General features: G+C 68.0%; 25 protein-coding genes and 1 pseudogene. 15 read left to right on the top strand and 11 right to left on the bottom strand.

Translation table 11 applies throughout. The features are described from left to right. Positions 1 to 85: 85 nt before the first annotated feature. The 4 genes and pseudogenes from IQ210_RS23200 to IQ210_RS23190 all read left to right on the top strand — a co-directional run bounded on the left by IQ210_RS23200 (position 86) and on the right by IQ210_RS23190 (position 2,079). Positions 86 to 550: a hypothetical protein gene (locus IQ210_RS23200; RefSeq protein ID WP_194081008.1), complete on the top strand. Its 465-nt coding sequence runs from the start codon at positions 86 to 88 to the stop codon at positions 548 to 550. Between the two features lie 30 nt (positions 551 to 580). Continuing rightward, positions 581 to 1,045 (top strand): hypothetical protein, encoded by a 465-nt coding sequence (locus IQ210_RS23195; protein WP_194081007.1) that lies wholly within the window; start codon positions 581 to 583, stop codon positions 1,043 to 1,045. Positions 1,046 to 1,127: 82 nt separating this feature from the next. After that, positions 1,128 to 1,397 (top strand): annotated as a pseudogene (locus IQ210_RS48630) (hypothetical protein); the annotation flags it as partial. Between the two features lie 181 nt (positions 1,398 to 1,578). Then, positions 1,579 to 2,079, top strand: coding sequence for a hypothetical protein (locus IQ210_RS23190; protein ID WP_194081006.1), 501 nt, complete (start codon positions 1,579 to 1,581; stop codon positions 2,077 to 2,079). Between the two features lie 15 nt (positions 2,080 to 2,094). On the opposite strand, the gene IQ210_RS23185 is transcribed toward IQ210_RS23190, so the two are convergent. The 4 genes from IQ210_RS23185 to IQ210_RS23170 are packed head-to-tail and all read right to left on the bottom strand — an operon-like array spanning position 2,095 to position 5,688. Further along, complete coding sequence (locus IQ210_RS23185) at positions 2,095 to 2,457, bottom strand: hypothetical protein (protein WP_194081005.1); 363 nt, start codon at positions 2,455 to 2,457, stop codon at positions 2,095 to 2,097. Then, on the bottom strand, positions 2,454 to 3,233 hold the full coding sequence (locus IQ210_RS23180) for a hypothetical protein (protein ID WP_194081004.1): 780 nt from the start codon (positions 3,231 to 3,233) through the stop codon (positions 2,454 to 2,456). The genes IQ210_RS23185 and IQ210_RS23180 overlap by 4 nt, the downstream gene beginning before the upstream one ends. Then, positions 3,230 to 5,254, bottom strand: a complete 2,025-nt coding sequence (locus tag IQ210_RS23175) for a hypothetical protein (protein WP_228048214.1) — start codon at positions 5,252 to 5,254, stop codon at positions 3,230 to 3,232. Before IQ210_RS23175 ends, IQ210_RS23180 begins: the two co-directional genes overlap by 4 nt. Continuing rightward, the gene (locus tag IQ210_RS23170) at positions 5,251 to 5,688 is read right to left on the bottom strand and encodes a hypothetical protein (RefSeq protein WP_194081003.1); all 438 of its coding nucleotides are present in this window, start codon (positions 5,686 to 5,688) and stop codon (positions 5,251 to 5,253) included. Before IQ210_RS23170 ends, IQ210_RS23175 begins: the two co-directional genes overlap by 4 nt. 202 nt (positions 5,689 to 5,890) lie before the next feature. On the opposite strand from IQ210_RS23170, the gene IQ210_RS23165 reads away from it, so the two are divergent. Both IQ210_RS23165 and IQ210_RS23160 read left to right on the top strand, forming a co-directional pair. Next, positions 5,891 to 6,775, top strand: coding sequence for a DNA-processing protein DprA (locus IQ210_RS23165; RefSeq protein WP_194081002.1), 885 nt, complete (start codon positions 5,891 to 5,893; stop codon positions 6,773 to 6,775). 12 nt (positions 6,776 to 6,787) lie between these two features. After that, entirely contained in the window at positions 6,788 to 7,543 is a 756-nt protein-coding gene (locus IQ210_RS23160; protein WP_194081001.1) for a hypothetical protein, read from the top strand. A gap of 12 nt (positions 7,544 to 7,555) precedes the next feature. Here the strand turns inward: IQ210_RS23160 and IQ210_RS23155 are convergent, their stop codons facing one another. Further along, positions 7,556 to 7,897: a helix-turn-helix domain-containing protein gene (locus IQ210_RS23155; RefSeq protein ID WP_194081000.1), complete on the bottom strand. Its 342-nt coding sequence runs from the start codon at positions 7,895 to 7,897 to the stop codon at positions 7,556 to 7,558. Positions 7,898 to 8,286: 389 nt separating this feature from the next. After that, positions 8,287 to 8,616, bottom strand: coding sequence for a hypothetical protein (locus IQ210_RS23150; RefSeq protein ID WP_194080999.1), 330 nt, complete (start codon positions 8,614 to 8,616; stop codon positions 8,287 to 8,289). A gap of 69 nt (positions 8,617 to 8,685) precedes the next feature. Here IQ210_RS23150 and IQ210_RS23145 point away from each other — a divergent pair, with 69 nt between their 5' ends. From IQ210_RS23145 to IQ210_RS23130, 4 genes are all read left to right on the top strand, one after another. Then, positions 8,686 to 8,883 (top strand): hypothetical protein, encoded by a 198-nt coding sequence (locus IQ210_RS23145; protein WP_194080998.1) that lies wholly within the window; start codon positions 8,686 to 8,688, stop codon positions 8,881 to 8,883. A gap of 191 nt (positions 8,884 to 9,074) precedes the next feature. Continuing rightward, entirely contained in the window at positions 9,075 to 9,764 is a 690-nt protein-coding gene (locus tag IQ210_RS23140; protein WP_194080997.1) for a helix-turn-helix domain-containing protein, read from the top strand. Positions 9,765 to 10,088: 324 nt separating this feature from the next. Beyond that, positions 10,089 to 11,036, top strand: coding sequence for an integrase (locus tag IQ210_RS23135; protein ID WP_194080996.1), 948 nt, complete (start codon positions 10,089 to 10,091; stop codon positions 11,034 to 11,036). Beyond that, positions 11,029 to 12,519 carry a hypothetical protein gene (locus IQ210_RS23130; RefSeq protein ID WP_194080995.1) on the top strand — a complete coding sequence of 497 codons (1,491 nt, stop codon included), beginning with the start codon at positions 11,029 to 11,031 and terminating at the stop codon, positions 12,517 to 12,519. The genes IQ210_RS23135 and IQ210_RS23130 overlap by 8 nt, the downstream gene beginning before the upstream one ends. A 187-nt stretch (positions 12,520 to 12,706) precedes the next feature. Here the strand turns inward: IQ210_RS23130 and IQ210_RS23125 are convergent, their stop codons facing one another. After that, the gene (locus IQ210_RS23125) at positions 12,707 to 13,501 is read right to left on the bottom strand and encodes an alpha/beta fold hydrolase (protein ID WP_194080994.1); all 795 of its coding nucleotides are present in this window, start codon (positions 13,499 to 13,501) and stop codon (positions 12,707 to 12,709) included. A 158-nt stretch (positions 13,502 to 13,659) separates the two neighbouring features. Between IQ210_RS23125 and IQ210_RS23120 the strand changes: the two genes are divergently transcribed. Next, positions 13,660 to 14,289, top strand: a complete 630-nt coding sequence (locus tag IQ210_RS23120) for a TetR/AcrR family transcriptional regulator (RefSeq protein ID WP_194080993.1) — start codon at positions 13,660 to 13,662, stop codon at positions 14,287 to 14,289. On the opposite strand, the gene IQ210_RS23115 is transcribed toward IQ210_RS23120, so the two are convergent. The 3 genes from IQ210_RS23115 to IQ210_RS23105 form a co-directional block, all read right to left on the bottom strand. Continuing rightward, positions 14,276 to 15,472, bottom strand: coding sequence for an SMP-30/gluconolactonase/LRE family protein (locus IQ210_RS23115; protein WP_194080992.1), 1,197 nt, complete (start codon positions 15,470 to 15,472; stop codon positions 14,276 to 14,278). The two genes, IQ210_RS23120 and IQ210_RS23115, sit on opposite strands and share 14 nt — an antisense overlap. Then, entirely contained in the window at positions 15,469 to 15,624 is a 156-nt protein-coding gene (locus IQ210_RS47275) for a hypothetical protein (RefSeq protein ID WP_322656544.1), read from the bottom strand. Before IQ210_RS47275 ends, IQ210_RS23115 begins: the two co-directional genes overlap by 4 nt. Positions 15,625 to 15,830: 206 nt before the next feature. After that, complete coding sequence (locus tag IQ210_RS23105; RefSeq protein WP_194080991.1) at positions 15,831 to 17,363, bottom strand: aldehyde dehydrogenase family protein; 1,533 nt, start codon at positions 17,361 to 17,363, stop codon at positions 15,831 to 15,833. A 305-nt stretch (positions 17,364 to 17,668) separates the two neighbouring features. Here IQ210_RS23105 and IQ210_RS23100 point away from each other — a divergent pair, with 305 nt between their 5' ends. Further along, the gene (locus IQ210_RS23100; RefSeq protein WP_194080990.1) at positions 17,669 to 18,124 is read left to right on the top strand and encodes a MarR family winged helix-turn-helix transcriptional regulator; all 456 of its coding nucleotides are present in this window, start codon (positions 17,669 to 17,671) and stop codon (positions 18,122 to 18,124) included. A gap of 66 nt (positions 18,125 to 18,190) precedes the next feature. Here IQ210_RS23100 and IQ210_RS23095 read toward each other — a convergent pair whose 3' ends face one another. Beyond that, complete coding sequence (locus IQ210_RS23095) at positions 18,191 to 18,703, bottom strand: MarR family winged helix-turn-helix transcriptional regulator (protein WP_228048213.1); 513 nt, start codon at positions 18,701 to 18,703, stop codon at positions 18,191 to 18,193. Between the two features lie 102 nt (positions 18,704 to 18,805). Here IQ210_RS23095 and IQ210_RS23090 point away from each other — a divergent pair, with 102 nt between their 5' ends. From IQ210_RS23090 to IQ210_RS23080, 3 genes are all read left to right on the top strand, one after another. Next, on the top strand, positions 18,806 to 19,858 hold the full coding sequence (locus IQ210_RS23090; protein ID WP_322656541.1) for an ABC transporter permease: 1,053 nt from the start codon (positions 18,806 to 18,808) through the stop codon (positions 19,856 to 19,858). 289 nt (positions 19,859 to 20,147) lie between these two features. Beyond that, positions 20,148 to 20,603, top strand: coding sequence for a MarR family winged helix-turn-helix transcriptional regulator (locus IQ210_RS23085; protein WP_194080988.1), 456 nt, complete (start codon positions 20,148 to 20,150; stop codon positions 20,601 to 20,603). Between the two features lie 175 nt (positions 20,604 to 20,778). Next, on the top strand, positions 20,779 to 21,690 hold the full coding sequence (locus tag IQ210_RS23080; protein ID WP_194080987.1) for an alpha/beta hydrolase: 912 nt from the start codon (positions 20,779 to 20,781) through the stop codon (positions 21,688 to 21,690). Positions 21,691 to 21,700 lie beyond the last annotated feature (10 nt).

The following is a 21,700-nucleotide window of genomic DNA, read 5'->3' as shown; positions in this document are numbered from 1 at the left end:
TCAATGAACGGCCTGGTCTTTCTCGCCTTCATCCCTTTCCGTCCCAGCGAGAGCGCATAAGCCGATCCTGACGAACGCTCAGGGCATGAGGACCGCATCCCGAAAGAATTCGCGACGCACCGCACTGGCTGTGATCGACCACGAAGAGCGGGTATTGCTGTGCAGAGTCCATGGCGATTTTTCCTGGCGGCCAGTCACTGCTCGGGTAATCCGCATCCAGCCGTCAAGGTTCGCCGTCATCCATGTCCTGGATTCGCTCTTCTCCCACTGGTTCCTTGCGCGCACCCCGGTGATCGGCAGATACCACCCGCTGGCGGAACGAGACGGCCGAGATGAATCGACAGACATCTTTGTCGCTCGTCACAGCAGAATCAGGTCGATCAGCCTTCGCGCCCGCTCGCGCTCCGTCGTGGATACCGATTACGCCTGGCATCCGTTGTCGGCCGTCGAGGACGAGGCCTTTGATGTTTGTCCACGCGAGCTCGGGCCATTTCTGCGTGGCTACCTCGAGGGCTGGATTCCCGACGGCGTCATCACTCTCGTCGAATGAACAGGTTTCGCGACCAAGGAGCGTGTCATCGTGACCAGTGCTCAGCATCGCCTCCAGCCTCCAGGCCGCGGTCCACTCAGGTTGGAGATCCGGACGATTCTGGCAGCCGCCGGCCTCCCCGAAGCGGACAGCGACGACCGCTACCGTGCCCACGGTGTCGTGGTGACCGATCGCGGTGAATCGGTCGGCGTGGAGTGGTTCGTCTCCCGCAGTCTGCGCCGCGCTGCCGCCGACGAGCAGCTGAGGGGCTGGCCGATGGCCGCGGCGGACCGCGCGCAGGAAGCCGCTCGACGTCATCTGCACGCGGCCTTGTTCGGCATCCTGACGGAGGTGGGTTACCTGGTGGAGGCCGATCCGCCTGACACTCCGGGCGCTTTGTCCGTTCGAGTCGGCAGGATCTTCACACCCGCGACATTGGCGGCGGACATCCGGCGGATCCTGGCAGACCTCCGCGGCCCGGCGGACAGTTCAGAAGACCCCGGCCTGTCGCCGTGAGTGGACCAATCCCTCCGCAGACTCTCAGCACAGCTCCTCACCTCCCGCAGCTGACGTCTTTCACGCCCAGTACGCGGGACGCTTGCAGAGATTGCTCGGAGAGGTTGCCGGTCCGGTACAGGGTCACGTCGAGTTTGCCACTGCACGTCGCGTGGTCGGGTCTGCGTTCCTACGACCTCGACAGGCCCCGGCAGCGGATGAGTCTTGGCGGCGTCGTTCTGGCGCAAGGCAGCGCGTCCACCTCGTCGCCTTCCTCGATCGCGACCTGCTGCCCGCCCAGTGGCCTGACCTGCGCAGGCTGATCAGCGGGCACATCCGCGAGATCTGGGAAAATGCCTTCCCTGAGCTCGTCCGCGGGGCGTCGGGCCCCGGGACAAACCACATCAACATCACACTGCGGGGGGCGACAGAACGTGGAGAACCGGTTCGCTGGCGGGTGCGCGTTATGTTCTGTGTGGGTGGCGCCCGGTGGCGGTTTTCTGCAGCGGGGCGAGGGTGGCGCCTGGGAAGTGCAGTGCGCGACGTGCCGGTTCGTGGATGAACTCGCCCAGTCCGAAGACTTCGATCCGGACGAGATCGAGCTGCCCACGACGCCACCTCCCGGGAGCGCGCCCACCGTCCCTGTTCGGATTCTCGCGATGACTCGCCGATGCTGGAAGTGCGGCAGGGACACGATGTGCATCGTCGGCATGTATCCGGCCCGGCCCAGCCGCGGCTACTGCGGGCTCTTCACCACGGAGACCGGCCGGACGATGACGCTGGCCGTGCGGCTCCTGGAGCGGAGTGGCCGAGGGGACCTGGCGGCCACGGTGAAGTACCGGTACAGCCAGACCGCACGGAAGCAGCAGTTGACCAACGGCTGTCAGCACTGCGATGCGCTTCAGGGCAACTTTCCTGTGCAGGAGGACGCTTTCGCACGTGTTGTGTCGGCCGGTGGACCGGATGGGCTGGACACGCTCCTGGTCGCCGACTGCCCTGTCCTGGAATGGCAGGCGGTCGTGCACGACGGCGGTAGGAGCGTGATCGTCGTCTGATGCCACGCTGCGGGCTCATGGCCGGTGATCGGGAGTTCCCCAGTCGACGACGCGTATTCCTGTCCTCTTCAGGAGTTCATCGGGTATCTCCAGCATCTGGATGGGGGAACGGCGGTGGCGTAACAGCCAGCGATTGCGGCGTTCGCGTTCCTTGTCGGTCAGTCCCCTCCAGTCGTCGTAGGAGAGACCTGCCTCGCCGGGGTCGTCGGATTCTCGTATCCACTGTTGTACGAAGGTGGCTTCCAGCGGGGCGTTGGCCAAGGTGATGAGCGCCCATGCGGTTGGGTAGCCGAGGGATGGACCGTGCTGGGCCATCAGGCGGCGGGTCCGCCATTGGCGTATCGGGGCGAGGAGCCAGCGCCGTTGGTGCAGATTCATGCGGAAGCACTCCCGGAGTCCGGTGCGGCGGCATCGAGCCACTGGGCGGCCGCGGCCTGAAGTTCGGTCCTGCCCAGGACGTGCAGGGTCTGGGCGAGCGCGCGAAGAAAGACTTCGCGCTGCTGTGGTGTGCGGATGTCTGCGAGCAGCTGGTCCACGAATCTGACGACCTCGTCGCGCAGGACGTCGTGTGAGGGGTCGTGTGGTGGTTTGAGGTCCTGCAACGTCGTTTTCACATCGCGCAGTTCGTTGATGCGGTCGGGATGGCGGTCGATCCACCACACGAGACGCAGGTCGGGGTCGGACATGACGCGCTGGAGAAACGTGAGACGGCCGAGGGTTTCCTGCTGGTCGAGAGACCGGGCCCGGTCCTGGCGCAGGTGCTCCTCGGCGAGTGCCTTGTCCTGCGCCTCCACGGTCAGCCGTACGGAACCCCGGATCTCCAGCCCGGGCTCGGCGCTGTGCCACCCGGTGATGTCGGCGTTGACGGCGTCCTGTGCGGCGGCCGCGTCGAGCACCGTGTAGAACACGAGGGTTCGGCGTACCTGTTCGCGCAGTTGGTGTCGTGCGAGCACGGCGAGGTTCACGTCCTGCGACAACTCGTTCTCGCATGGACGCCATACGCCGTCGATGCGGACGGTGAAAAAGACACTCGGGTCGCGGCTCGGCAGCCGGTCGCCTCTCACTTCGACGGCCCTGCTGGCGGACGCGGGGACCTCCGGCGTGGCTTCGTCCGTCGGTCCCTGCGATCTGCGCCAGCGGGCGAACATGGTCACGCTGCGGTCGCGGTCCGTTGCTCCTGTTCCTGTTGTTCGTCAGGCTCTTCGGCCGGTGCCGCGACCGCGTGCAGCAGTCGGTCGAACAGTGCCCTTCGGCGTCGGCGGCCCACGGCGGTGATCGCGTCGGATCCCACCAGGAGATCCGCTACGCCCTTGTCACCCAGGTGGCCGGTGAGCACCGCGCCCGCGATGTCGATGACCTGTTCGTCGGACACCTCGGCCGAGTCCAGCCAGGCCGCCAATGAGGCCTGTGCCTGAACGGCGGTGGCCTCGTGACGCCAGGCCGCGCGCCAGCCGCGTACAAACAACGGGTCCTCCGGCGCCACGTCGGGCTCCCCGCCCAGTTCGGCCGCCAGGGACAGCGAGATGGGTTCCTCACCGGTCAGGTCGGTGAGGGCGAGGAAGGCAGTTGCCCCGGCCTGGCGCATGACCGGGTCCTCGCTCTGGGCCCATTCCACTATCTCGCCCAGGACGAGGACCCGGCGGTCTGGCCTGGCGGCCAGTACACGAACGGCTTCCGCGACCTCGGCCGCCCCCCGTTGATCGGTTCGTGCGGCCAGAATCCTGAGCCGCGTGAGCGCGACACGGGGATACTCGCTGCCCAGCGCTCCGGCACAGACTTTCGCGATGGCCTGCGCCAGGGCTTCGCTCGTGTTCTTCTGCCCGGCCCAGTCGTACAGGTACTTGCGGACAGCCGCACCGATGACGGGGTGGACCGCCATGCTCTCCAGCAGGCCGACGGCGAGCCGGCGATGGGGCTTGCTGTCCGTCGCCGTCCATTTGGTGACGATCTGGAGTACGGTCCCGCCGTTGGGCCCGGCGGCCAACCGCGTGACGCTGTCGGCGATGTGTTCCAGGTACTTCACGGCGATGCCGCCCGGGGCGCTGAGTTCCGAGGCCCAGTTCAGCAGCACGCGCCGCAGCTGCGGACGCTGTTGCCACACATGCGTGAGGACGGATTCATGCAGGGCGTGCCGCTCTTCGCTCAGCGAGATCCGGTCGCCGTCGACACGGCTGGCTCCGATGGCATCCAGCCTTTTGTCGAGGTCGAGGCCGGCCAACGCACCCCCCGGAGGGACGGCGCCCTTCACCCGCTCGAACAACCGGTCTGCAGCGTTCATGACGATGTCGGCAGGAAGCCTCTCCAGAAGTGCCGCCGCGATCAACAGGGCCCTGTCGCGGAGTTCCTCGCTGCTGTTGTGCTCCTCGAACCAGTTGAGCAAGTAGGTGTTCCAGTTCAGGTACTCGCTCTTGGCGTCGTCCACCTTCTTGATCTCGGGATTGGCGATGATCCGAGCGAGTCGCGCGGCCGCCTCGGGTGAGGTGGCACCACCGAGCAACTCCGCCAGTTCGTCGAGCCAGTTCTCTCGATGCGCGGCCAAGTGCCGGACAAGCGCTCTGGCGACCTCGTCCGCCGATGGACCCACGCACTCCACGGCGGGCGTCGCGACCGCGCTGCCAGGCTTCCAGGTCTCCGGTGTGACGAGGACGACCAGGTACGCGTCCCTTTTCGCGGCCTCCCGCTGGTAGTCGATCAGTCCTTCGTAGAAGTCCTTCGGCAGACTCCTGTACGCGGACAGGTCCAGGATGAAGCCGTCCCCCGGGGTGCTGGGAATCTGGGCTGTGCGGGGCCGGTCCCAGTCCAGCACCAGGTTGAAGATGGCCTTGCCACTCACTCCCACGTCCAGCAGGACGCGCAGTGCCGTGGCGGCGCGTCCCGTCCCAGGACGACCGACCAGGACCACGACATTGCGCTGCCCCAACGGCCTCTTGAGGGCGTTGACTGCCCGCTGGACCGGCTGTGCCACGCCGTCGTCCCTGGTGGTGTGGACATACGCCTCTTCCACCAAGCGGATCTCGTCCTCACCGACGCCGACAGCGCTCAGGTACTCCCAGCCGCGAACGTAGTTGTGGTGGTGTTCCGCGTAGTCGCCGGCCACCTGTGTGACGACGGCGTGGTCGGATGCCTCTGCCTCCATCTGCGGTCGCTCGGACGCGGCCTCGTCCCCGGCGGTCATGATCGCTCCGGGCGGATGATGGTCTGATTGCCGCCAACCTGGGTGATGCGGGCCCGGCCACTCCCCTTGGCGTTCTGCTTGACGACCGCTGCCGACCGGGCAGCCTCAGGATTCTCCGCCCGCCACCGAGTCACCCACTCCAACAGTTCTCGGCCCGCGTCCTGGTCCATATCGGCGATGTCCTGCAACCGGACGGCCCAGCCCGCGGCAAGATCGCGTGCCAACTGTTCCTCGTCGTCGGCTCGCGCGGTCGATAACGCTTCCTGGTCCCGGTCCAGACGGGTGAGGTGATGCACTTCGGTCTCCGAGTGCCCTCTCCCGAGCCATTGCCCGAACCATGTGCGAACACCACGCCACGAATCGGCCGTCATCGCTGTGACCAGCGCCAACGCACTGGCCGTCCCCACGGTCGCCAGCTCCCCGGACACGTCCACGACTGCCCCTCCCCGTACTTACGACAGTGACGAGACCGATCCATTCCCTCCCTAATCCCGTATTCATGAGCACTGGGAACAGATCGGCTCATTCACAGCGCAACATGTCCGAGAAGTCGTCACCCTCCGCGATCGTGTCGATACTCGAAACGGGTCGCTCCGTTCCTCGTCCCACGAAGGTCGCCCTTCCTATACTTGCGACATGGACCAGGAGCTGGAGCGAGCCGCCCTCGTCGCACTGCTGCGGCGCGGCGATCGTTCCTGGCCGGAACTCACCGACCAAGTCGAAACCGTGGGGAGCGCCCGCGAGGTCCTGGACAGCGCGCTCGACGCCTCGGGACAAGGTGCGCTCTTCGACACCGAGCCCACCGTGGACCTGGAGGCCGTGGCCGCCGAGATCGCCGCCTGGGAACGCGAGGGCATGCGGTTGGTGACCATCTTGGACGAGGAATACCCGCTGTATCTGCGGCTGGTCCACCAGCGACCGCCGTTCCTGTTCCTGCGGGGAACCGCACGTGGGAACGATCTGCGGGTCGCGGTCGTCGGTACCCGCAACCCCACCCCGGAGGGTGTCGCGCACGCGCGCGCGATCGCGGGTGGGCTCGCCGAGCGCGGCGTGACCGTGGTCAGCGGCCTTGCCGCCGGCATCGACACGGCCGCACACGGCACTGCCCTCGCCGTCGGCGGCCGTACGGTCGCCGTCATCGGCACAGGCCTGCGCCGCTCCTACCCTGCCCAGAACACCCGTCTCCAGCAGGAGATCGCCGAGCGGGGGTTGCTCATCTCCCAGTTCTGGCCGGACTCGCCACCCTCGAAGGCGTCGTTCCCCATGCGCAATGCCGTGATGAGCGGCTACAGCCTGGCCACCGTCGTGGTCGAGGCCGCCTACCGCAGCGGTGCCCGCATGCAGGCCCGTCTCGCCCTGGAGCACGGTCGACGCGTTTTCCTGATGCGTTCCCTCATGACCCACGAATGGGCACGCGAGTACGCGTCCAGGCCCAACACCACCGTCATCGACGGACCGGACGACGTCTTCTCCGAACTCGACTCCCTCGTCCCGGCCACGGGCGAGCTCACCTGGGCATAACGGGCGGCCCGGGTGGCAACCGTCGGCGAACTGTCGGCCCGCTACACCAACTTCCTCGTCCACCCACCGCTGCCCGGCCCCGGCGTCTGCCAGGTCTGCCGAGGCATGGCGAACAACGGATACCCCACGTGCTGGCCCTGCCAGCAGGCGACAAAGATCCTCGGAACCGAGGTCGCCGACGCCGTGGTCTCCGTGAGCCTGGCCCTCAAGGGCGAGCAGTACGCCAACGAACTGTGGCGCTACAAGAACACTGTGGGGCCGCAGCAGGAGTACTTCCGTATGGGATTGGCAGCCGTGCTGTGGCGCTTTCTCGCGCTGCACGAAGCCTGCGTCGCAGCGCACTGCGCGGTACCCGCCTTCGACACCGTCACCTCGGTGCCCAGCACCAGCGGACGCCCCACCCATCCCCTACGGGACATCGTCGCCGACATGGTCGCCGTCACCCGAAGCCGTCACCGCGACCTGCTCAGCCCGACGCCGGACGCAGCATCTCTCGGCCGCGCTGCTTCCTCCCAGCGCTACACATCATCGGCGTTGTGGGGCAACAATGTGCTGCTCATCGACGACACATGGACCACCGGCAACCATGTCCAGTCAGCGGCGGCAGCTCTGAAGTCCGCGGGCGCCGGCAGCGTGGCGGTCGTCGTCCTCGGACGTCATCTCAACACCTCCTACGGCGACACCGCAGCCCATGTGCACCAGGCGCGTCTGCGCCGCTTCTCCTGGGCCGCCTGCACACTCAAGCCCTGGCACCACGCACAGGCCTGACCCGCTCCCACCTCATCGACCCAAAGTCCCTGGAATCGAGACCGCGGCCGACCGCACCGCGGAAGGTCCCGGCCAGAGCTGATGGTCGAGGGCGTCCTCCAGGCGTGTGAGGGTGCCGATGTCGGGAAGCACGTCACCGTTGACCACGCGGGCGACGGTGGAATGGGCGACACAGGCGACCTCGGCGAGTCCCCGCAAGGACAGATCACGTGACCGCATCGTCCGGCGCAGGTCTCGCGCCAGCAACAGGCCGCAGTGAGCGCTCAGCGGAGCATCCGCGGCGAGGGTCACCTCAGGCCAGGTGCCGTCCGCCACATAGAACAGAGGGGGCTTGTCGTTGTTGCTGCGTGGCATGGCCCGATCGTGCCACGCGCAGCACCGCCCCTGGGCAGGCTGTGCGAGCGCTGCAACCCGTCGAAATACGGTCCGGACCCGGGATGCCTACGCTCATCGAGGGGCGCCTGCGGCGCCTGAAGACATCCCTCCGGGTCACGCGCGACGACTGGATATATACGTCTCCTCTCCTCTTGTACCTGTCGGCGCACCTGGCCCTACACCTACCAACCTCCTGTAAAACTAAGTGACTTGCCACTACGCATCGCTCATCTGATGCATCAACTCTCCTTACTGACTAGCAAGTTGGACGCAACGCGCTGACGCAAGTGGCCTTAGATCACCACCAATCCGACCACCGGACCTGAGCAGACGAACCATCAGATGCGTTTTGCTCACGGAGCATTCAGCTACTTGCTGCAGTTGGCTGCGCCGCCAGGGAGGGTGATCCACAAGTCGCTCCGGAAGCAGCCGAGGAGGGTGTGGTGGCTAACGCGACGAGCACTTCTGCTCAGCCGCTCATCACTCGTCTCCGGGAACTGGCAGATGTCGAGCGAGCCCGTCACGAAGCGGCCGATCTGGCCGTAGCGGAAGCCGAGCGCGTGCTGCAGGAAACCCAACACCTTCAGCGTGTCGCGGCCGAGCGCCATGCCGCTGTCCTGGCGACCGTCGAGGCCGCCGAAGCATACGTGGGGCAACAGGCACAGGACGCATCGGACATTGGTTCCCGCGACGAACAAACGGAGCAGCCTGGCGCGGACGCGGCTGACGCTCCGAGTGCTCCAGGGCGCTCCCTGAAGCACCTCGTGGTGGACGCACTCGACATCGGAGAGATCACTCCACTGACGCTGATCTACGAGCGCGTACGAGAGGTCCGACCGGACTCGACCGCAAGTGCGATCCGCGCCGCCCTGGCGGCTCTGCACAAGAGGGAGACGGTGGAAATCGTCCGCCGGGGCGCCTACCGACTGCTGGTGATCCCGGAGGCGTACCGCACAGACACCTAGAGATTGCGACCTCACACCCAGCAGCAACGTGCGCGTGGCGCCGCCAGAGAGTACTTGGCCGTTCTCCTCCAGCGGCGCCGGTGACACGTCAGCTGAGGGCCCGTTATGCCATTCCTGGCGCTATACATCAGCAAATGTCGCTCCTCCGCGCTGCCCACGACCCGCCGCGCCTTGCGTGCAGGAGGTGCGTGATGACGCCCTCCGACTCCTCGCGATCGCGGATCTTTCCGACCGAGCGCCTCACCCCGCGCCGGCAGCTTGAAGTCATCGACGCCATAGCCGAACTCGGCGGCCCCGGCCGGTCTGCTGTCAGGGCCACTACCGTCGGGAAGCGGCTCAATATCGCTCCCAGGTCCGTCAGCGGGACGGCAGGTTTCCTTGCCCAGGCCGGGATCTTCCGGGCCGACCCCGGCTCCTTGGCACTGACCGAGCTCGGCTTCGCCCTCGCTCAGTTGCGCAGCACCGATTCGGCACGTGCGCGGCTTCTGCTGCGGGACAGCTGGCAGGGCCAGTGGTTCCAGCGATCCGCCGTACAGCACCTGTCCTCCGGGCCGTTGGAGGAGGCCGAGCTGGCCCGACGACTCAAGGCCGGCGCTCCTGGCCCCGCGGAACGCGGCCTCTATCTCACGGAGTGGCTCGTGTACGCCCTGCTGGTTGACCGTGACGAGCTGGGGCGATGCACGCTCCCCGCCGAAGAGGAGCGTCCCACGGCCTCCGCGCCGAAGGAGCAGGAGTCTTACGGAGTCCTGGACCCCTTGATGAGTGCCACTCCCGCGCAGATCTCCGCGCTGCCCGATGACCAGTTCATCGCGCTGATGGGCGCCTATCAGACCGTCTTCGCCTCGCTGTCCCCACGGATTCGACAGCAGACCACCGGCTGAGCGAGCCCGTTTCCCGGCGCCGCGTGGCTTCTCGGCCGTGGCGCCGCTTCACCCGCCTGCACTCGTTGAGCCAGGCGGTCAGCGGTCGCGCCACCACGGAGCCGTTACGTCGGCGCAGCGCCTGAGCCTGTCTGCGTCCTGCCCGGGCGGCCGCTGCGTCTGTCACCCCGTTTGCCTCCCTCCTGTTGCCGCGGAGATCATCCATGCCCAAGGTGTCGCATGTATGGAACACCACGATCCGTTTCGATCCCTTCGTTCGCGCATCCTGTCGTTGTGGGATCAGAGCCGGTTGTGCTGGTGCCACCCCGGCGAAGGGCCCTCACTGTGGGAAGCGACCCCTCTCTCACATACGCGTTCGACCGTGTCCAGGACGCCTGGCAGACCATGGCCGCCCGCGGCGAATTCACCGAGCAAACCCTCGACAAGTTCGGTCTGTTGCTCAAACGCTGCGAGCGCTACATGCAGCTGCGGGGCGTCGTGGTCCTCGGCGATGTCACCGCCGATCTGGCAGAGGACTTCGTCACCGCCCGGGGCCGCAGCCGCCACGGCCGCGTCACCGACTCCGCGGCGGCCACGATGCGGCTACGCCGCTCAGTAGTCCGTACCGCCTACCGAACCCTGCGAGAACTCGGTCTGAGCGATGCCGACCCTGCTCGGGACATCGTCCTGCCCGCCCGTGCGATCGGTGGTGTCCGGCCGCTGGCTGAGGACGAGGTCATCGACCTGCGCCACCGCGCCTCGTTCGTCACGCGCCCCAGCCGTCATGGCGCCGCCGCCGCGCTCGCGCTGGCGGGCGGCCACAGCGGGGAGATCGGGCACATCCGCGTGCGCGACCTCGACGTGAACCGTCGCCGTGTGTGGATGCACGGCTCCACCAAGGTGGACGCACGCTGGTGCCCCCTGGACGACTGGGGCCTCAACGTCCTGACCAGCCGCGCCAAGTTCGTCAGCGCACGGCAGCTCCGCAGGGAGTCCGCGCCGAACGCCCGCCTGGCCGTGTCCGACCGCCACGGCTCCGATGCCTACTTGCAGGCACGTGCCTGTGTCGCCCTGGGCGACCTCCTTAGACGCATCGGCCTGGGCGACGAGGAGGATGTCAAACCGTCCTCGATCACCGCCTGGGCGGCGGTCGCGGAGTTCGAACGCACCGGGCACATCGAGGACGCAGCCCGTCGCCTCGGCCTGCGTTCCCTGGACCGAGCCGCAGCCGTCGTCGGCCACACGTGGCGCAGTCCCAGCGCTGAGGACGGGCAGGAGGCGGTCGGTGCCTGACGACGTCTTCGGCGACCCCGTCCCTCAGGAACTCCGGCCCAGCAGAAAGCGTCAGCTCAGCGACTCGGAACAACGCACGCAGCCGCAACGGATCGCGGACTGCCTCGATGAGCCCCTCATCTATGAGATGGCCGAACTGCTGCCAGCGCCGGCCAGCCGCGGCTGCCCCCGCCAGTACCCAGCCGTCGTCTATGTCCTGCTGGCCGCTCTGATGACCGTCACCGGTTCCAAACGCTCCGCCGTCGGCACCCTGGACACCAGACAGTGGCGCGCCGTCCGCGCGTCCATACGGCGCAACGCCGGACGCACGGCAGCAGCCCTGCTGCCGGTCACCCCGCCGAGCCGTGGTCAGTACCTGTACGCCGAAGAGAAGCTCCTGGCCCCGAGCATCGAGTTGCTTCAAGACCTCTTCGAGCAGCGAGCCGTCCAACAGGCCCTGCACCAGGGCTTGTTCCCAGTAGGTGCCGCACGCAACTGGGTGAGACCCGAACGCCGCCAGCTCCTCGTCGGCGACGCCACTGTCCCCAAAGCGCCCTCCAAAGCGGAACACGCCTTCACCGTCGACACCGCCACCGGGGAGATGCGCAGGCACCGAGTGGATCCCGCCGCCCGGCTCTACTACGAGAACGGCGAGAAGGAGAAGCGCCTGGCAAGGGGTACGAAGTGGTTCTTCGCCTCGGCGCGTGACGACGGCTACTGGCAGCGCGTGATCCTCGCCGTCCGGCACGTCGCCGGCGGCGACTACGAGGACGAGGCCGCCGTCGCCGTGCGCTCCTTCAGCCAGCTGAGCAGGCAGCTTCCCGGTTGCATGGGCGTGATCTACGACGGAGCGTTCCGTGGCGTCCACCGCGACGCCCTCGCCCGTCTCGGGTTGCTGGTCATCAACAAGCAGCACGGCTCGGTCAAACCCCGTGCCTACGAACTCCTGCGCTTTGGGCGCTGCCGCCACGACCTGTGGTGCGACCAGGGCCGCATCGTCGAACGTGTCCTTCTCGACGACGGCACAAGCACCCTGCTCCCGGTACCCGTCAGCCGCCTGGAACACCGGCAGGGCCGTACGAAGTCACGCTGGTACCACCTGCCCCTCATCCCCTGCCGCCACGGCGCCCACCCGTATCGGGTCCAGGTCGGGATCACCACGACCCCCAATGACCGCATCGGCACGGACCCGGCTACCGGCCGCAGATTCAGGAGCGACTCCGAACGCGATTTCCACCGCGCCGAGTACCTTCAGCAGATACCGGAGTCCACCCTCACTCACCAGCAGCTTTACCCCTATCGCAGCGACTCCGAGTCCGTGCACAGCCAGTTCGACCAGAGCTTGTGGAACAACCGCATGATCTCCTACGGACTCGAACGCCAGAAGGTCTTCGCCCTGAGCTTCGCCCTCGCCCAGAACGCCACCAGCAGACGTGTCTTCCTGGAGCGATCAAGAGCCATGCAGGCGGTGGGTGCGGGCCGGAAGCGGGCGGAGTACTGCTGAGCAGTCCGGCCGCTCGATCGCCGCCTGCCCGTCACCGATTCACAAAGCACACGCCGGTCGACTGTCCTCAGCAGGCCGAGGCGGTGAAGCGGACCCGTCAGGTGCCGCCACCGTGATCCGCGGTCGGAGGGGCTGCGACGGACGTGCCGCGACGCTGGGCCGCGCGGTGCCGCGGCACGTCCCCCTTTCAGGCTTCGTACTTGCCGAGGAAGTCCGTGATGAGTCGGAGCCACTCGTCGGCCCGTTCGAGCATCGGCAGATGGCCGGTGGCGATCTCCACAAGCTCGGCGCCGGGGATGGTGTGGGCGAGATGGTGGTGGAGGGCGGTGGAGGTGAGCCGGTCGTCGGTGGTCGAGATGACCAGGACAGGGACGTTGATGGCGGCGAGGTCGTCCCGCACGTCGACCCGGCCGACAAGATCGGTCTGCTCAGGACCGCCTTCGGCCGCGGCGGCAGCCGTGTAGCCGAGTACCTGCCGCAGTTGCTCACCCGGCATCGACTCCAGCCCCTGAGTGCCGAGGGCCATCAAGAGCATGAATTCCGCGAGCAGTTCACCGTTCCCGGAGGCGGCGATCTTGTTCCAGACCGAGGAGGCAAGTGCGAGCCGGTTGTCACGGTGCGCGAAGGCGGCGGTCAGAACGAGCGCGGTGACGCGCTCGGGATAGCGGGCGGCGATACGGATGGCGACCGCGCCGCCGAGGGAGTAGCCGGACACGGCGAACCGGTCGAGGCCCTCCGCGTCTGCGGCGGCCACGAGTTGGTCGGCGAGGTCGTCGACCGACAGCGGGGCGGTCGAGCGCGGTGTTTCACCGCTGCCCGGATAGTCGACACCGACGACGGTGTGGCGTGCGGCGAGACCTTCGAGGATGGGGCCGTAGGTGTTGGCCAGGCTGCTGCCGGCGCCGTGGGCGAGGAGCAAGCCGGGGCCGGAGCCAAGGTGCGTTCGGGCGAATGCGGGCTCGGGCACGGTGTGTGACGTCATGGCTGACTCTCTTTCAAGGGTGGCAGGGGGACCTGGGCCCCCTCTTGTAAATCATCCAATGAGTATGATTACTCCCTCGCCAGTATCACACGCAATGGATGATTCTGATGGGCGACCTAAATCACACACGGCGTATGACACGCAAGTAGAGTGATGCCATGAAGGAGCCCCTCCACCGCCGTCGGCCGGCCCCGGACAATCCGCGCGTGCAGCGCACCCGCAACCGCGTGCTGGCCGTAGCGCGAGAACTGCTGCCCCAGGTGGGGCCGGAAGGGCTGACCTACGCCCTGCTGGCCGAGCAGGCGGACGTCACACGGCAGACCCTCTACCGTCACTGGCCCACCCGCGCCGCCCTGCTCTTCGACCTCGTCCTCGAGGGCCCCGACCTCGGCAGCTACCCCGAGCCGAGCAGTGACGTGGGGGCAGTCGCCACCGCCTGGTTGAAGAGCCTGCGCTCGGGTGTCAGCGTGCCGGCCGTACGCACCGCTGCCCTGGCCGTCGCCGCGCAGGCCGACCACGACCCGGACAGCGCCCGAGCGCTCACTCGCATCGGCGAGGACCGCCGGGCCGATTTCAACAGGCTGCTGGAGCCTTCGGGCATCCAGGTCGGCGACGACGAGTTCACCCTGCTCTACGGCCCCGTCCTCGCCCGGCTCTTCCTGGACCGCGGAACGGTCACCAACGCCTTCATCGACTCCGTCGTGACCCAATGGCTGGCCACCCTCGATCGCGCCGGCGCGCACCGCGCCGGTCCCGACCGTGACCGCAGCCCCCTCAACTCAGCATGATCCCCACGGCGAGGGGGCGCAGTTGACATTCCACGGGCGTCGATCGCCGCGGCGAGCTGCCGATCCCGGCCTGAAGGACGGCGGGTTGTTCGCTGTGGGCCGACCGGCGGCGGCGTGGGTCGTGCAGGTCGTCGAGAGTGTCGTTGCCGCGGAACAGGCCGGGCCGGTCACGGTGCAGTTCGTCGGCGTCATCATGAGGACGGCCGAGCCGGGTCCGGGATCGCGTCGATGGAGTAAGTGGTTTCGCGGGGTCGGTGGCGGAGAAGCGGCCGTTGGTTATGTAGAGCTTGCTGCCGACGCGGATGACGTTGGTGGCGCAGTCGAACCGCGGATCGGTCACCTCGATGGTGAGCCGCCCCTTCGTGCCGGCCTTGTTGAGCTGCAAAACGGCGAGCTTGTTGGGTTCGTTGCGCGTCACGTAAAGCTTGGTGCCCTCCAGGAGCATGCCGTCGCCCCAGCTCAGGGCTGCGCCACCGACATCGACCGGCGTGGCCTGGCCGGTGGCCCGGTCCACCCGGTACAGCACGCCGGTGTTGGTCTGGATGACCAGGAGCGCCTTGCCGTCGGGGGTGGGCGTGATGCCGTTGGCGTTCCAGCCGCCGTTGTCATTGGTGTAGGTCATGCCCTTGAGGGGGATGGCCTGTACCTCGCTCTGCTCGGGCAGCCCGCCTCCCTTGCCCAGGGGCAGCCTGTAGAGATACGGGGAGAAGGAGTCTGTGACATATAGGGCCCCGTCGAGGAATGTCATGTCGTTGACGGCGGTGTTGGAGTCCTTGGTGAGCTGGTAGGTGGCCAGCACCTTGCCGGTGCGGGAGTCGATCACCCGGAGGTTTCCGGCGTAGCCGCCGGCGACCCATAGGCGTCCATGGCTGTCGAGCCTGAGGCCGACCGATGCGACTCCAGTGGCCGGGGTGAGCAGCTGCCACTTCCCGGTGCGCAGGTTGACGCGCCAGATGCTGCCGTCCGTGAAGGAGGCGGCGTAGCCGGCGGCGCCCGAGACCGCCAAGCCTTCGGGCCGCTCCCCCCTCGGCAGCGGCAAGGTGGTAGGCCACTGCGTGGAGACGGCAGCGGTGACCTGACTTGCCGAGTGGGTGTGGGGGAGCTCCGTGGCGAGGGCGCTCGGTCCGGCGGACAGGGCCAGGGCGGTGATGAGGCCGACGGGGAGGACAGTGAACAGCTTCATGATTCGGATTCCTTGTCGTTGTCGCTGCTTTCCAGATCAGCCGTCTCATCGCCGTTCTCGCGCACGGCCTGAGCGATCCGACTCAGCCAGCTGCCGTGCTCACAGGGCGAACGGGCCTTCCAAGCGAGGTGCGCCGCAGGGGCCCCTCGCACGGCCAGGTCTACTTCTTGTCACCGGCGCCCTGGACGACCGCCGACGGGGAGCCGGTCGCGGGGTTGTCCACGGTGGATGAGAGCGACCGCCGGCCTCGAAGCCACCGCCGTGGTGGCGTCGGCGCGGCCGGGTCCGAGGTGGTGCGAGAGCCCCGGACCCGGTGCCGAACCAATAGGCGGTGCCCGTCAGCTGACCGCCGGGTCCGTCAGTCGTTCTGACCGTCCTCGGCCAGAATCCTGTCGCGTACGGCGGCGAGGGCTCCCGCCAGCGCGCCCGCGGGCCTGCCGAACGTGGTGACCGGGAACTGGGCGGGGCCGGTCTTGGCGGTGAAGGAGTGCGGGTAGGCGAACTCGCGGAGTCCTTCCTCGCCCTGCTTGCGCCCGTATCCGCTGTCGCTGCGGCCGCCGAAGGGCACCGCCGGGTTCATGGAGAACACCAGGACGTCGTTGATGCTGGTCATGCCCACGCGCAGGCGGCGGGCGATGGCCTCGCCGCGCTCACGGCTGAAGACGGCACTGCCGAGTCCGTACCGGCCGGCGTTGATGTGGGCGACGGCCTCGTCGGTGTCGGCGACCTTGACGACCGCCAGGGTGGGCCCGAACGTCTCGTCCGTCACCGCCAGGGAGTCGAGGCTCACGCCGACAAGGATGGTCGGCGCGACGAAGTGGTCTCCCACCGCGTCGGGACCACCGACGGTGGCCGTCGCACCGCGCTGCAGAGCGTCCTGGATGTGCTCCCGGATGATCGGGATCTGAGTGGGCAGGGGCACCGGGCCGATCTCCGCGTCCTCGTCGCTGCCGACGCGCACCTGCCGGGCGAGGTGGCTGATCTTGTCGACGAACGCGTCGTGGACCGACTCGACGACGTAGGCCACTTCGAGGCTGATGCAGCCGTGTCCGGTGTTCTGGACGGCACCCCACAGGACGTGCGCGGCGGCTTCGTCGAGGTCGGCGTCCTCGGCGACGATCACGCCGTCCTTGCCTCCGAGTTCCAGGAGAACGGGGGTCAGGGTCTGCGCGCACTGCGCGGCCACCTTCTTGCCAGTGGCGACGCTGCCGGTGAACGCAAGTTTGTCCAGGCCGGCTTCGATGAGCGCGCCACCGGTGGCCCCGTATCCGTTCAGGTTCTGCAGGACGGCCGGCAGGTCCGGAACGGCCCGCTGCCAGGTCCGGATGAGCCACTCGGCGACGCCGGGCGTGATCTGACTGGGCTTGAGGATGACGGCATTCCCGGCCGCGAGCGCGTCGGCGAGGATGGCGGCCGGGGTGAGCAGCGGGAAGTTCCACGGGCCGATGACACCGACGACGCCGTAGGGCTGGTACTCGACCCAGGCCCGCTGGTTGGGCACGGTCGGGCTGCCCGGGACCTCCCGGCCGCCCAGCACACGCGCGGCGTTCCCGGTGACGTACTCCAGGTGCTCGAGCGTCCCGAGCACCTCCACGCGGGCCTCCTCCAGGGGCTTGCCGTTCTCGGCGTGAATGAGCGCGGCGCCCTCCTCACCGCCGAGGGCCAACTCCCGCCGCCACGCCCGCAGTCGCTCCGCCCGGCCCTCGAAACCGAGGTCCCACCAGGCGGCGGTGACCGAACGGGCAGCGGCGACGGCCGTGGCCGCCTCTTCCTTGCCGGCCACGGGATACCGGGCGAACTCGGCCCCGGTGGCCTGGTCGAAGGTGACTATCTCGGCGGCGTCGTAGCCGAGGACGCCGTCGCGTGTGATAGTCGCATCGTTGCTGGTCATGGGGTTCTCCCACTCTTCCTGCGCCGTCCGCGTGCGGCACCCCGGGGCGATGACCGGGGGCGCACGTGGCGCTCGGCGCGAAGGGACGGTGAATGCCGGCGAATGACACGCCGAGCTGGATGACTTCTGGGGCGAGGAGCCGAGGAGATCCGGCGCAACGCCTGCGGTTCGAAGACGCATCGGCCCCTACCAAGCAGGGGCACGGGGGCCGTGACGAGGATCAGAGTATCAACCATCTGGCGACTGTCAAACGCTTGATAATTAGAAAGCGGGTGACAGGAGTGAAGCCCCGTATGCTTCTCCACGTGACGCGAAATGACGAGGATCCCGTCGCGCTCGACGCCCTGGACCGGGTGACCTGGGCGCTACGCCGTGCGGAGCTGGCGGTGCTGGCACTCAAGGAGCAGCGCCTGCGCCCCTTGGGCATGGCGGCGGCGCACTACACGCTCATGATGTCCGTCCACGCCGAACCAGGACTGGCCGGAGCCGAGTTGGCCCGCCGCCTCAACGTCACCCCGCAGGCCATCGCCTCCCTGGTGACCCGCCTGGAAGGTCGCGGACTGCTGGAACGGCGCGAGCACCCCCGCCACCGGCATGTGCAGGAACTGCACCTCACCCCCGCCGGCCGCGAGGCGCTGCGCGCGGCCGACGCGGTGATCGCCGACGTCGAACGGCACGTCACCGACGACCTCGGCTCCGACGGCACCACGGAACTGCGGGCATTGCTCAACCGGGTGGCCAAGAGGGCTCGCGAGGCCTGAGAGAGGCCCAGAACCGGGGCCCAGAACCGGCCACCGCGACCCCGCCCGGCGATCAACACCGGACGCTCACCGCGCCGGAAGGGCGGAATGCGACGCCTTCGCGCCGGATGCGGGGCCACGGGAGTCCGTCGGCGGCAGAGCCGCCGGATTGAGTTCGGCCAGCATCCGGTACAGCAAGGCATGGACCGCGGACCGCTCAGCAGGGGTGAGAACCGCGAGCGCTTCGCTGTCGAGACGCCCCACCACGTCCCGGGCCCGCGCGGCGAGCTCCGCTCCCTTGTCCGTGATGGCCAAGGGGACGGTTCTGCGGTCGGAAGGGTCCTCGCGCCGCACCAGAAGCCCGCGGCCGACCAGGTCGTTCACGGCGGTACCCATGGACTGGGGAGTGAAGCCGGTCCGGCGCGCTATCTCCGCGGCGGAGCTTCCCGGCGTCCAGACGAGGTGCTGGAGAGCGTTGTGCTGCGCGGTCGTGAGGCCGAGCGAACGCAATGCCCTCTCCAGACGCGCCCCCATCACGTGAGTCACCTGCCACGCCAGATAGCTGGTCCGCGCTGACGGGTCCCCCCGCATGCCGCTCATGAACCCTCCAAAAGTAAGGTGCCTGATATTTTCATGCTAGAAATAGAAGCTACCTTACTGTTGTTGTCGCCCCTGTCGTTGTCGTCAGGCATGGAGAAGCCCGTGTCCACATCACCGCCCACTTCCGTCGAGCCCCGCCACGCTCATCACCACCACGCCCTGGACTCCGCCCCCGCACAGCAGGGCGCGACCGGCCTGAAGGGGGTTCTGCTGCCGGCCGTGATCGTTCTCGTCAGCGGTTCGATCTTCGTCAGCGTCTTCCTGTCGGCCTTCCACGCCCCGCGCCCTCATGACCTCCCGGTCGCCGTCGTGGGCGCGACCGAACAGGTCGAGCAGGTCACCGGAGCGCTGGAACTGGGGCTGCCCGGCGGCTTCGACGTGAAGCGCTACGCCGACAAGAACGCGGCCCGCCACGCTCTGGTGAGCCGCAAGGTGTACGCCGCCTACATCACGGACCCCGGGAAGTCCCCCGAGCTCCTCTACGCCGGCGCCAACGGGCCTTCCGTCACCTCGACGGTCACCGGCGCCTTCTCCGCGGTCGCCCAGCAGGGCGGCGACCGTCTGACCGTGCGGGACACCGTGCCGGCCCCGGCGGGAGACACCCGCGGGATGTCGGTGTTCTACGCCGGGTTCGGAGTCGTACTCGCCGGGTTCCTGTTCGGCATGATGACCTACCAGATCGCCCCCCGCCTGGAGTACCGGTGGAGGCTGGCCAGTCTGGCCGCCTTCAGCGTCGCCGCCGGGCTCCTGGTCGCGGTGATAGCCGGGAGCGTGGGCTTCTCGGCGCTGCCCGGACCCTTCCTCGGCATCTCGGGGATCATCGCCCTGATGGCCGCGGCCGTCGGCAGCGCGACCATGGCGTTCATGCGCCTCTTCGGGCGGGCCGGTATGTCGCTGGCCGCGGTGGTCCTGTTCACCTTCGGCAACAGCACCAGCGGCGGCACCCTGCCCACGGCCTATCTGCCGGGCTGGCTCCATCCGTTCTCGGAGATCCTCCCGGTGGGCGTCGGCGTCCGCGCCATCCAGGGCCTGTCCCACTTCCGCAACGACGGCCTGACCGCGGGCGTCATCGTCCTGGTGGTCTGGATCCTGATCGCCGCCGCGGCCCTGTACTGGCGCGACGCACGCGGGACACGCACCCAGCCGGCCGCCTGACCTGGGTCCCCGCGCGTGGCTTCGTGGACCGACTCGTCATCGGGTACGGCACAGCCGGCCACGACATCGGGTACGGCACGGCCGGCCACGACAGCCGCCCGTACGACGATTCGCCCCGGCGAGACCAGTCGCGTGCCGCCACGCGCAAGCCGTGCGCGTCGCGGGCGGGAGCGAGCGGGCGGGCGGAAGGCCACCAGGCCGGCGCCCGGGCCGGCGGATCGTGCGCTGCAGCAGGGCATCGGCCGACGCTGCCGAGGGCGGCCGGAAGGCGTTCTCGTAAACTGCCGACGTGACCGACGCCGCGTTCCCCACCACCGGATACCTGGCCTGGCAGTTCTCGCAGATCGTGGCAGGTCGGCTGGAAAGGGCACTGCGTGCGGAGGACCTCACGCTGGCCCAGCACAACGCGCTGCAGCACGCCGCCCTGACACCAGGGGTGTCCGCGGCGGAGATCGCCCGCCGGACCGGCTTCACTCCCCAGTCCATGGGAGCCGCCGTGACCCAGCTCGTCGAACGCGGACTGCTGCGACGCGAGCCCCATCCGACCAGCCGTCGCAGCATGCGCCTGTACGCCACCGTCGAAGGGCACTCGGTGGCCGCTCGCGCGGCGTCCATCGCCGGTCGCGTCGAGGCGGAGACGACGTCACCGCTCGGCGTGGACGACAAAGACACCATCCACCGTCTGCTCCACCGCCTGGTCGAGCAACTGAACCCGGACGCCCTCACCGTCGACAGTCCCTCCTGACCCGGGGCTGTGCGGAACGCACCCGCGGAATGAGAAGGGACCGGGTTAACCCGGTAATTCATATCCAGGGGACGGTTTCTTCCCCCCATCGCGAGTGGACATCACTTCGCCACGGGCGAATCATGGTGTGCGGACCGCCAATCGGCGGAACAGGAGCGAAAAGGGGACAGGCGCCATGGTCGAGGTCGTTTCGTTCAAGAACAAAGAAGTAGAAATCGCGGGACACCTTCACCTGCCGGAAGAATTCGACGAGAAAAAGAAGTATCCGGCCCTGGTCGGAATTCACCCGGCCGGTGGCGTGAAGGAGCAGACCATCGGTCAGTACGCGAAGCGGCTGGCCTCCCACGGATTCGTCACCGTGGTCTACGACTCCTCTTACCAGGGTGAAAGCGGCGGCGAGCCGCGCCTTCTGGAGGATCCGACGACCAGAGTGGAGGACGCCCGCTGCGCGGCGGACTTCCTCACCACTCTCCCGTACGTCGACACCGACCGGATGGGCGTCTTCGGCATCTGCGCCGGCGGCGGCTACGCGATCAGCGTGGCGCAGACCGAACGCCGCTTCAAGGCGGTGGCCACGGTCAGCGCGGCCCCGATGGGCGAAGGCTCCCGGGCTTTCCTGGGGCACCCGTCCCCGGTGTCCGAGCAGATCAAGACCCTGGAACTGGCCGCCCAGCAGCGCACGGCCGAGGCGCGGGGGGCGGACCCTGTCTACGCCCCGTTCGTTCCGGAGACGCTGGAAGAGATCGACGACAACACACCGGACCTCCTGCGTGAGGGATACGACTACTACCGGACTCCGCGTGGTCAGCATCCCAATTCCAAGGGCCGTTTCCTGCTGACCAGCCTGGACAAGATGTACGCCTTCTCGGCGTTCGACCAGATTCCTCAGCTCCTGACCCAGCCGCTGCTTCTCATCGCCGGGAGCAAGGCGGACACAAAGGTGTTCAGCGACCAGGCCTACGAGCTTTCCAACGGCCCGAAGGAACTGTTCGTGGTCGACGGCGCGACCCACATCGCCATGTACGACGTGCCCGAGTACATGGACCAGGCGCTCACCAAGATGGTGAAGTTCTTCGCCGTCCTTTAGTCCCGCCGAA

Source organism: Streptomyces justiciae (assembly GCF_015163075.1).
Classification (GTDB): domain Bacteria; phylum Actinomycetota; class Actinomycetes; order Streptomycetales; family Streptomycetaceae; genus Streptomyces; species Streptomyces justiciae.
The sequence above is the reverse complement of the archived record's forward strand: the minus strand, read 5'-3'. Positions and strand labels throughout refer to the sequence as shown.

What these genes read in the sequence shown, in the direction of transcription:
- IQ210_RS23115 (WP_194080992.1), bottom strand. Translation starts at nt 15,472, where the DNA reads ATGAAGCTGTTCACTGTCCTCCCCGTCGGCCTCATCACCGCCCTGGCC.
- IQ210_RS23140 (WP_194080997.1), top strand. Translation starts at nt 9,075, where the DNA reads ATGACGCCCTCCGACTCCTCGCGATCGCGGATCTTTCCGACCGAGCGC.
- IQ210_RS23080 (WP_194080987.1), top strand. Translation starts at nt 20,779, where the DNA reads ATGGTCGAGGTCGTTTCGTTCAAGAACAAAGAAGTAGAAATCGCGGGA.
- IQ210_RS23125 (WP_194080994.1), bottom strand. Translation starts at nt 13,501, where the DNA reads ATGACGTCACACACCGTGCCCGAGCCCGCATTCGCCCGAACGCACCTT.
- IQ210_RS23095 (WP_228048213.1), bottom strand. Translation starts at nt 18,703, where the DNA reads ATGAGCGGCATGCGGGGGGACCCGTCAGCGCGGACCAGCTATCTGGCG.
- IQ210_RS23105 (WP_194080991.1), bottom strand. Translation starts at nt 17,363, where the DNA reads ATGACCAGCAACGATGCGACTATCACACGCGACGGCGTCCTCGGCTAC.
- IQ210_RS23185 (WP_194081005.1), bottom strand. Translation starts at nt 2,457, where the DNA reads ATGAATCTGCACCAACGGCGCTGGCTCCTCGCCCCGATACGCCAATGG.
- IQ210_RS23120 (WP_194080993.1), top strand. Translation starts at nt 13,660, where the DNA reads ATGAAGGAGCCCCTCCACCGCCGTCGGCCGGCCCCGGACAATCCGCGC.
- IQ210_RS23175 (WP_228048214.1), bottom strand. Translation starts at nt 5,254, where the DNA reads ATGACCGCCGGGGACGAGGCCGCGTCCGAGCGACCGCAGATGGAGGCA.
- IQ210_RS23155 (WP_194081000.1), bottom strand. Translation starts at nt 7,897, where the DNA reads ATGCCACGCAGCAACAACGACAAGCCCCCTCTGTTCTATGTGGCGGAC.
- IQ210_RS23200 (WP_194081008.1), top strand. Translation starts at nt 86, where the DNA reads ATGAGGACCGCATCCCGAAAGAATTCGCGACGCACCGCACTGGCTGTG.
- IQ210_RS23165 (WP_194081002.1), top strand. Translation starts at nt 5,891, where the DNA reads ATGGACCAGGAGCTGGAGCGAGCCGCCCTCGTCGCACTGCTGCGGCGC.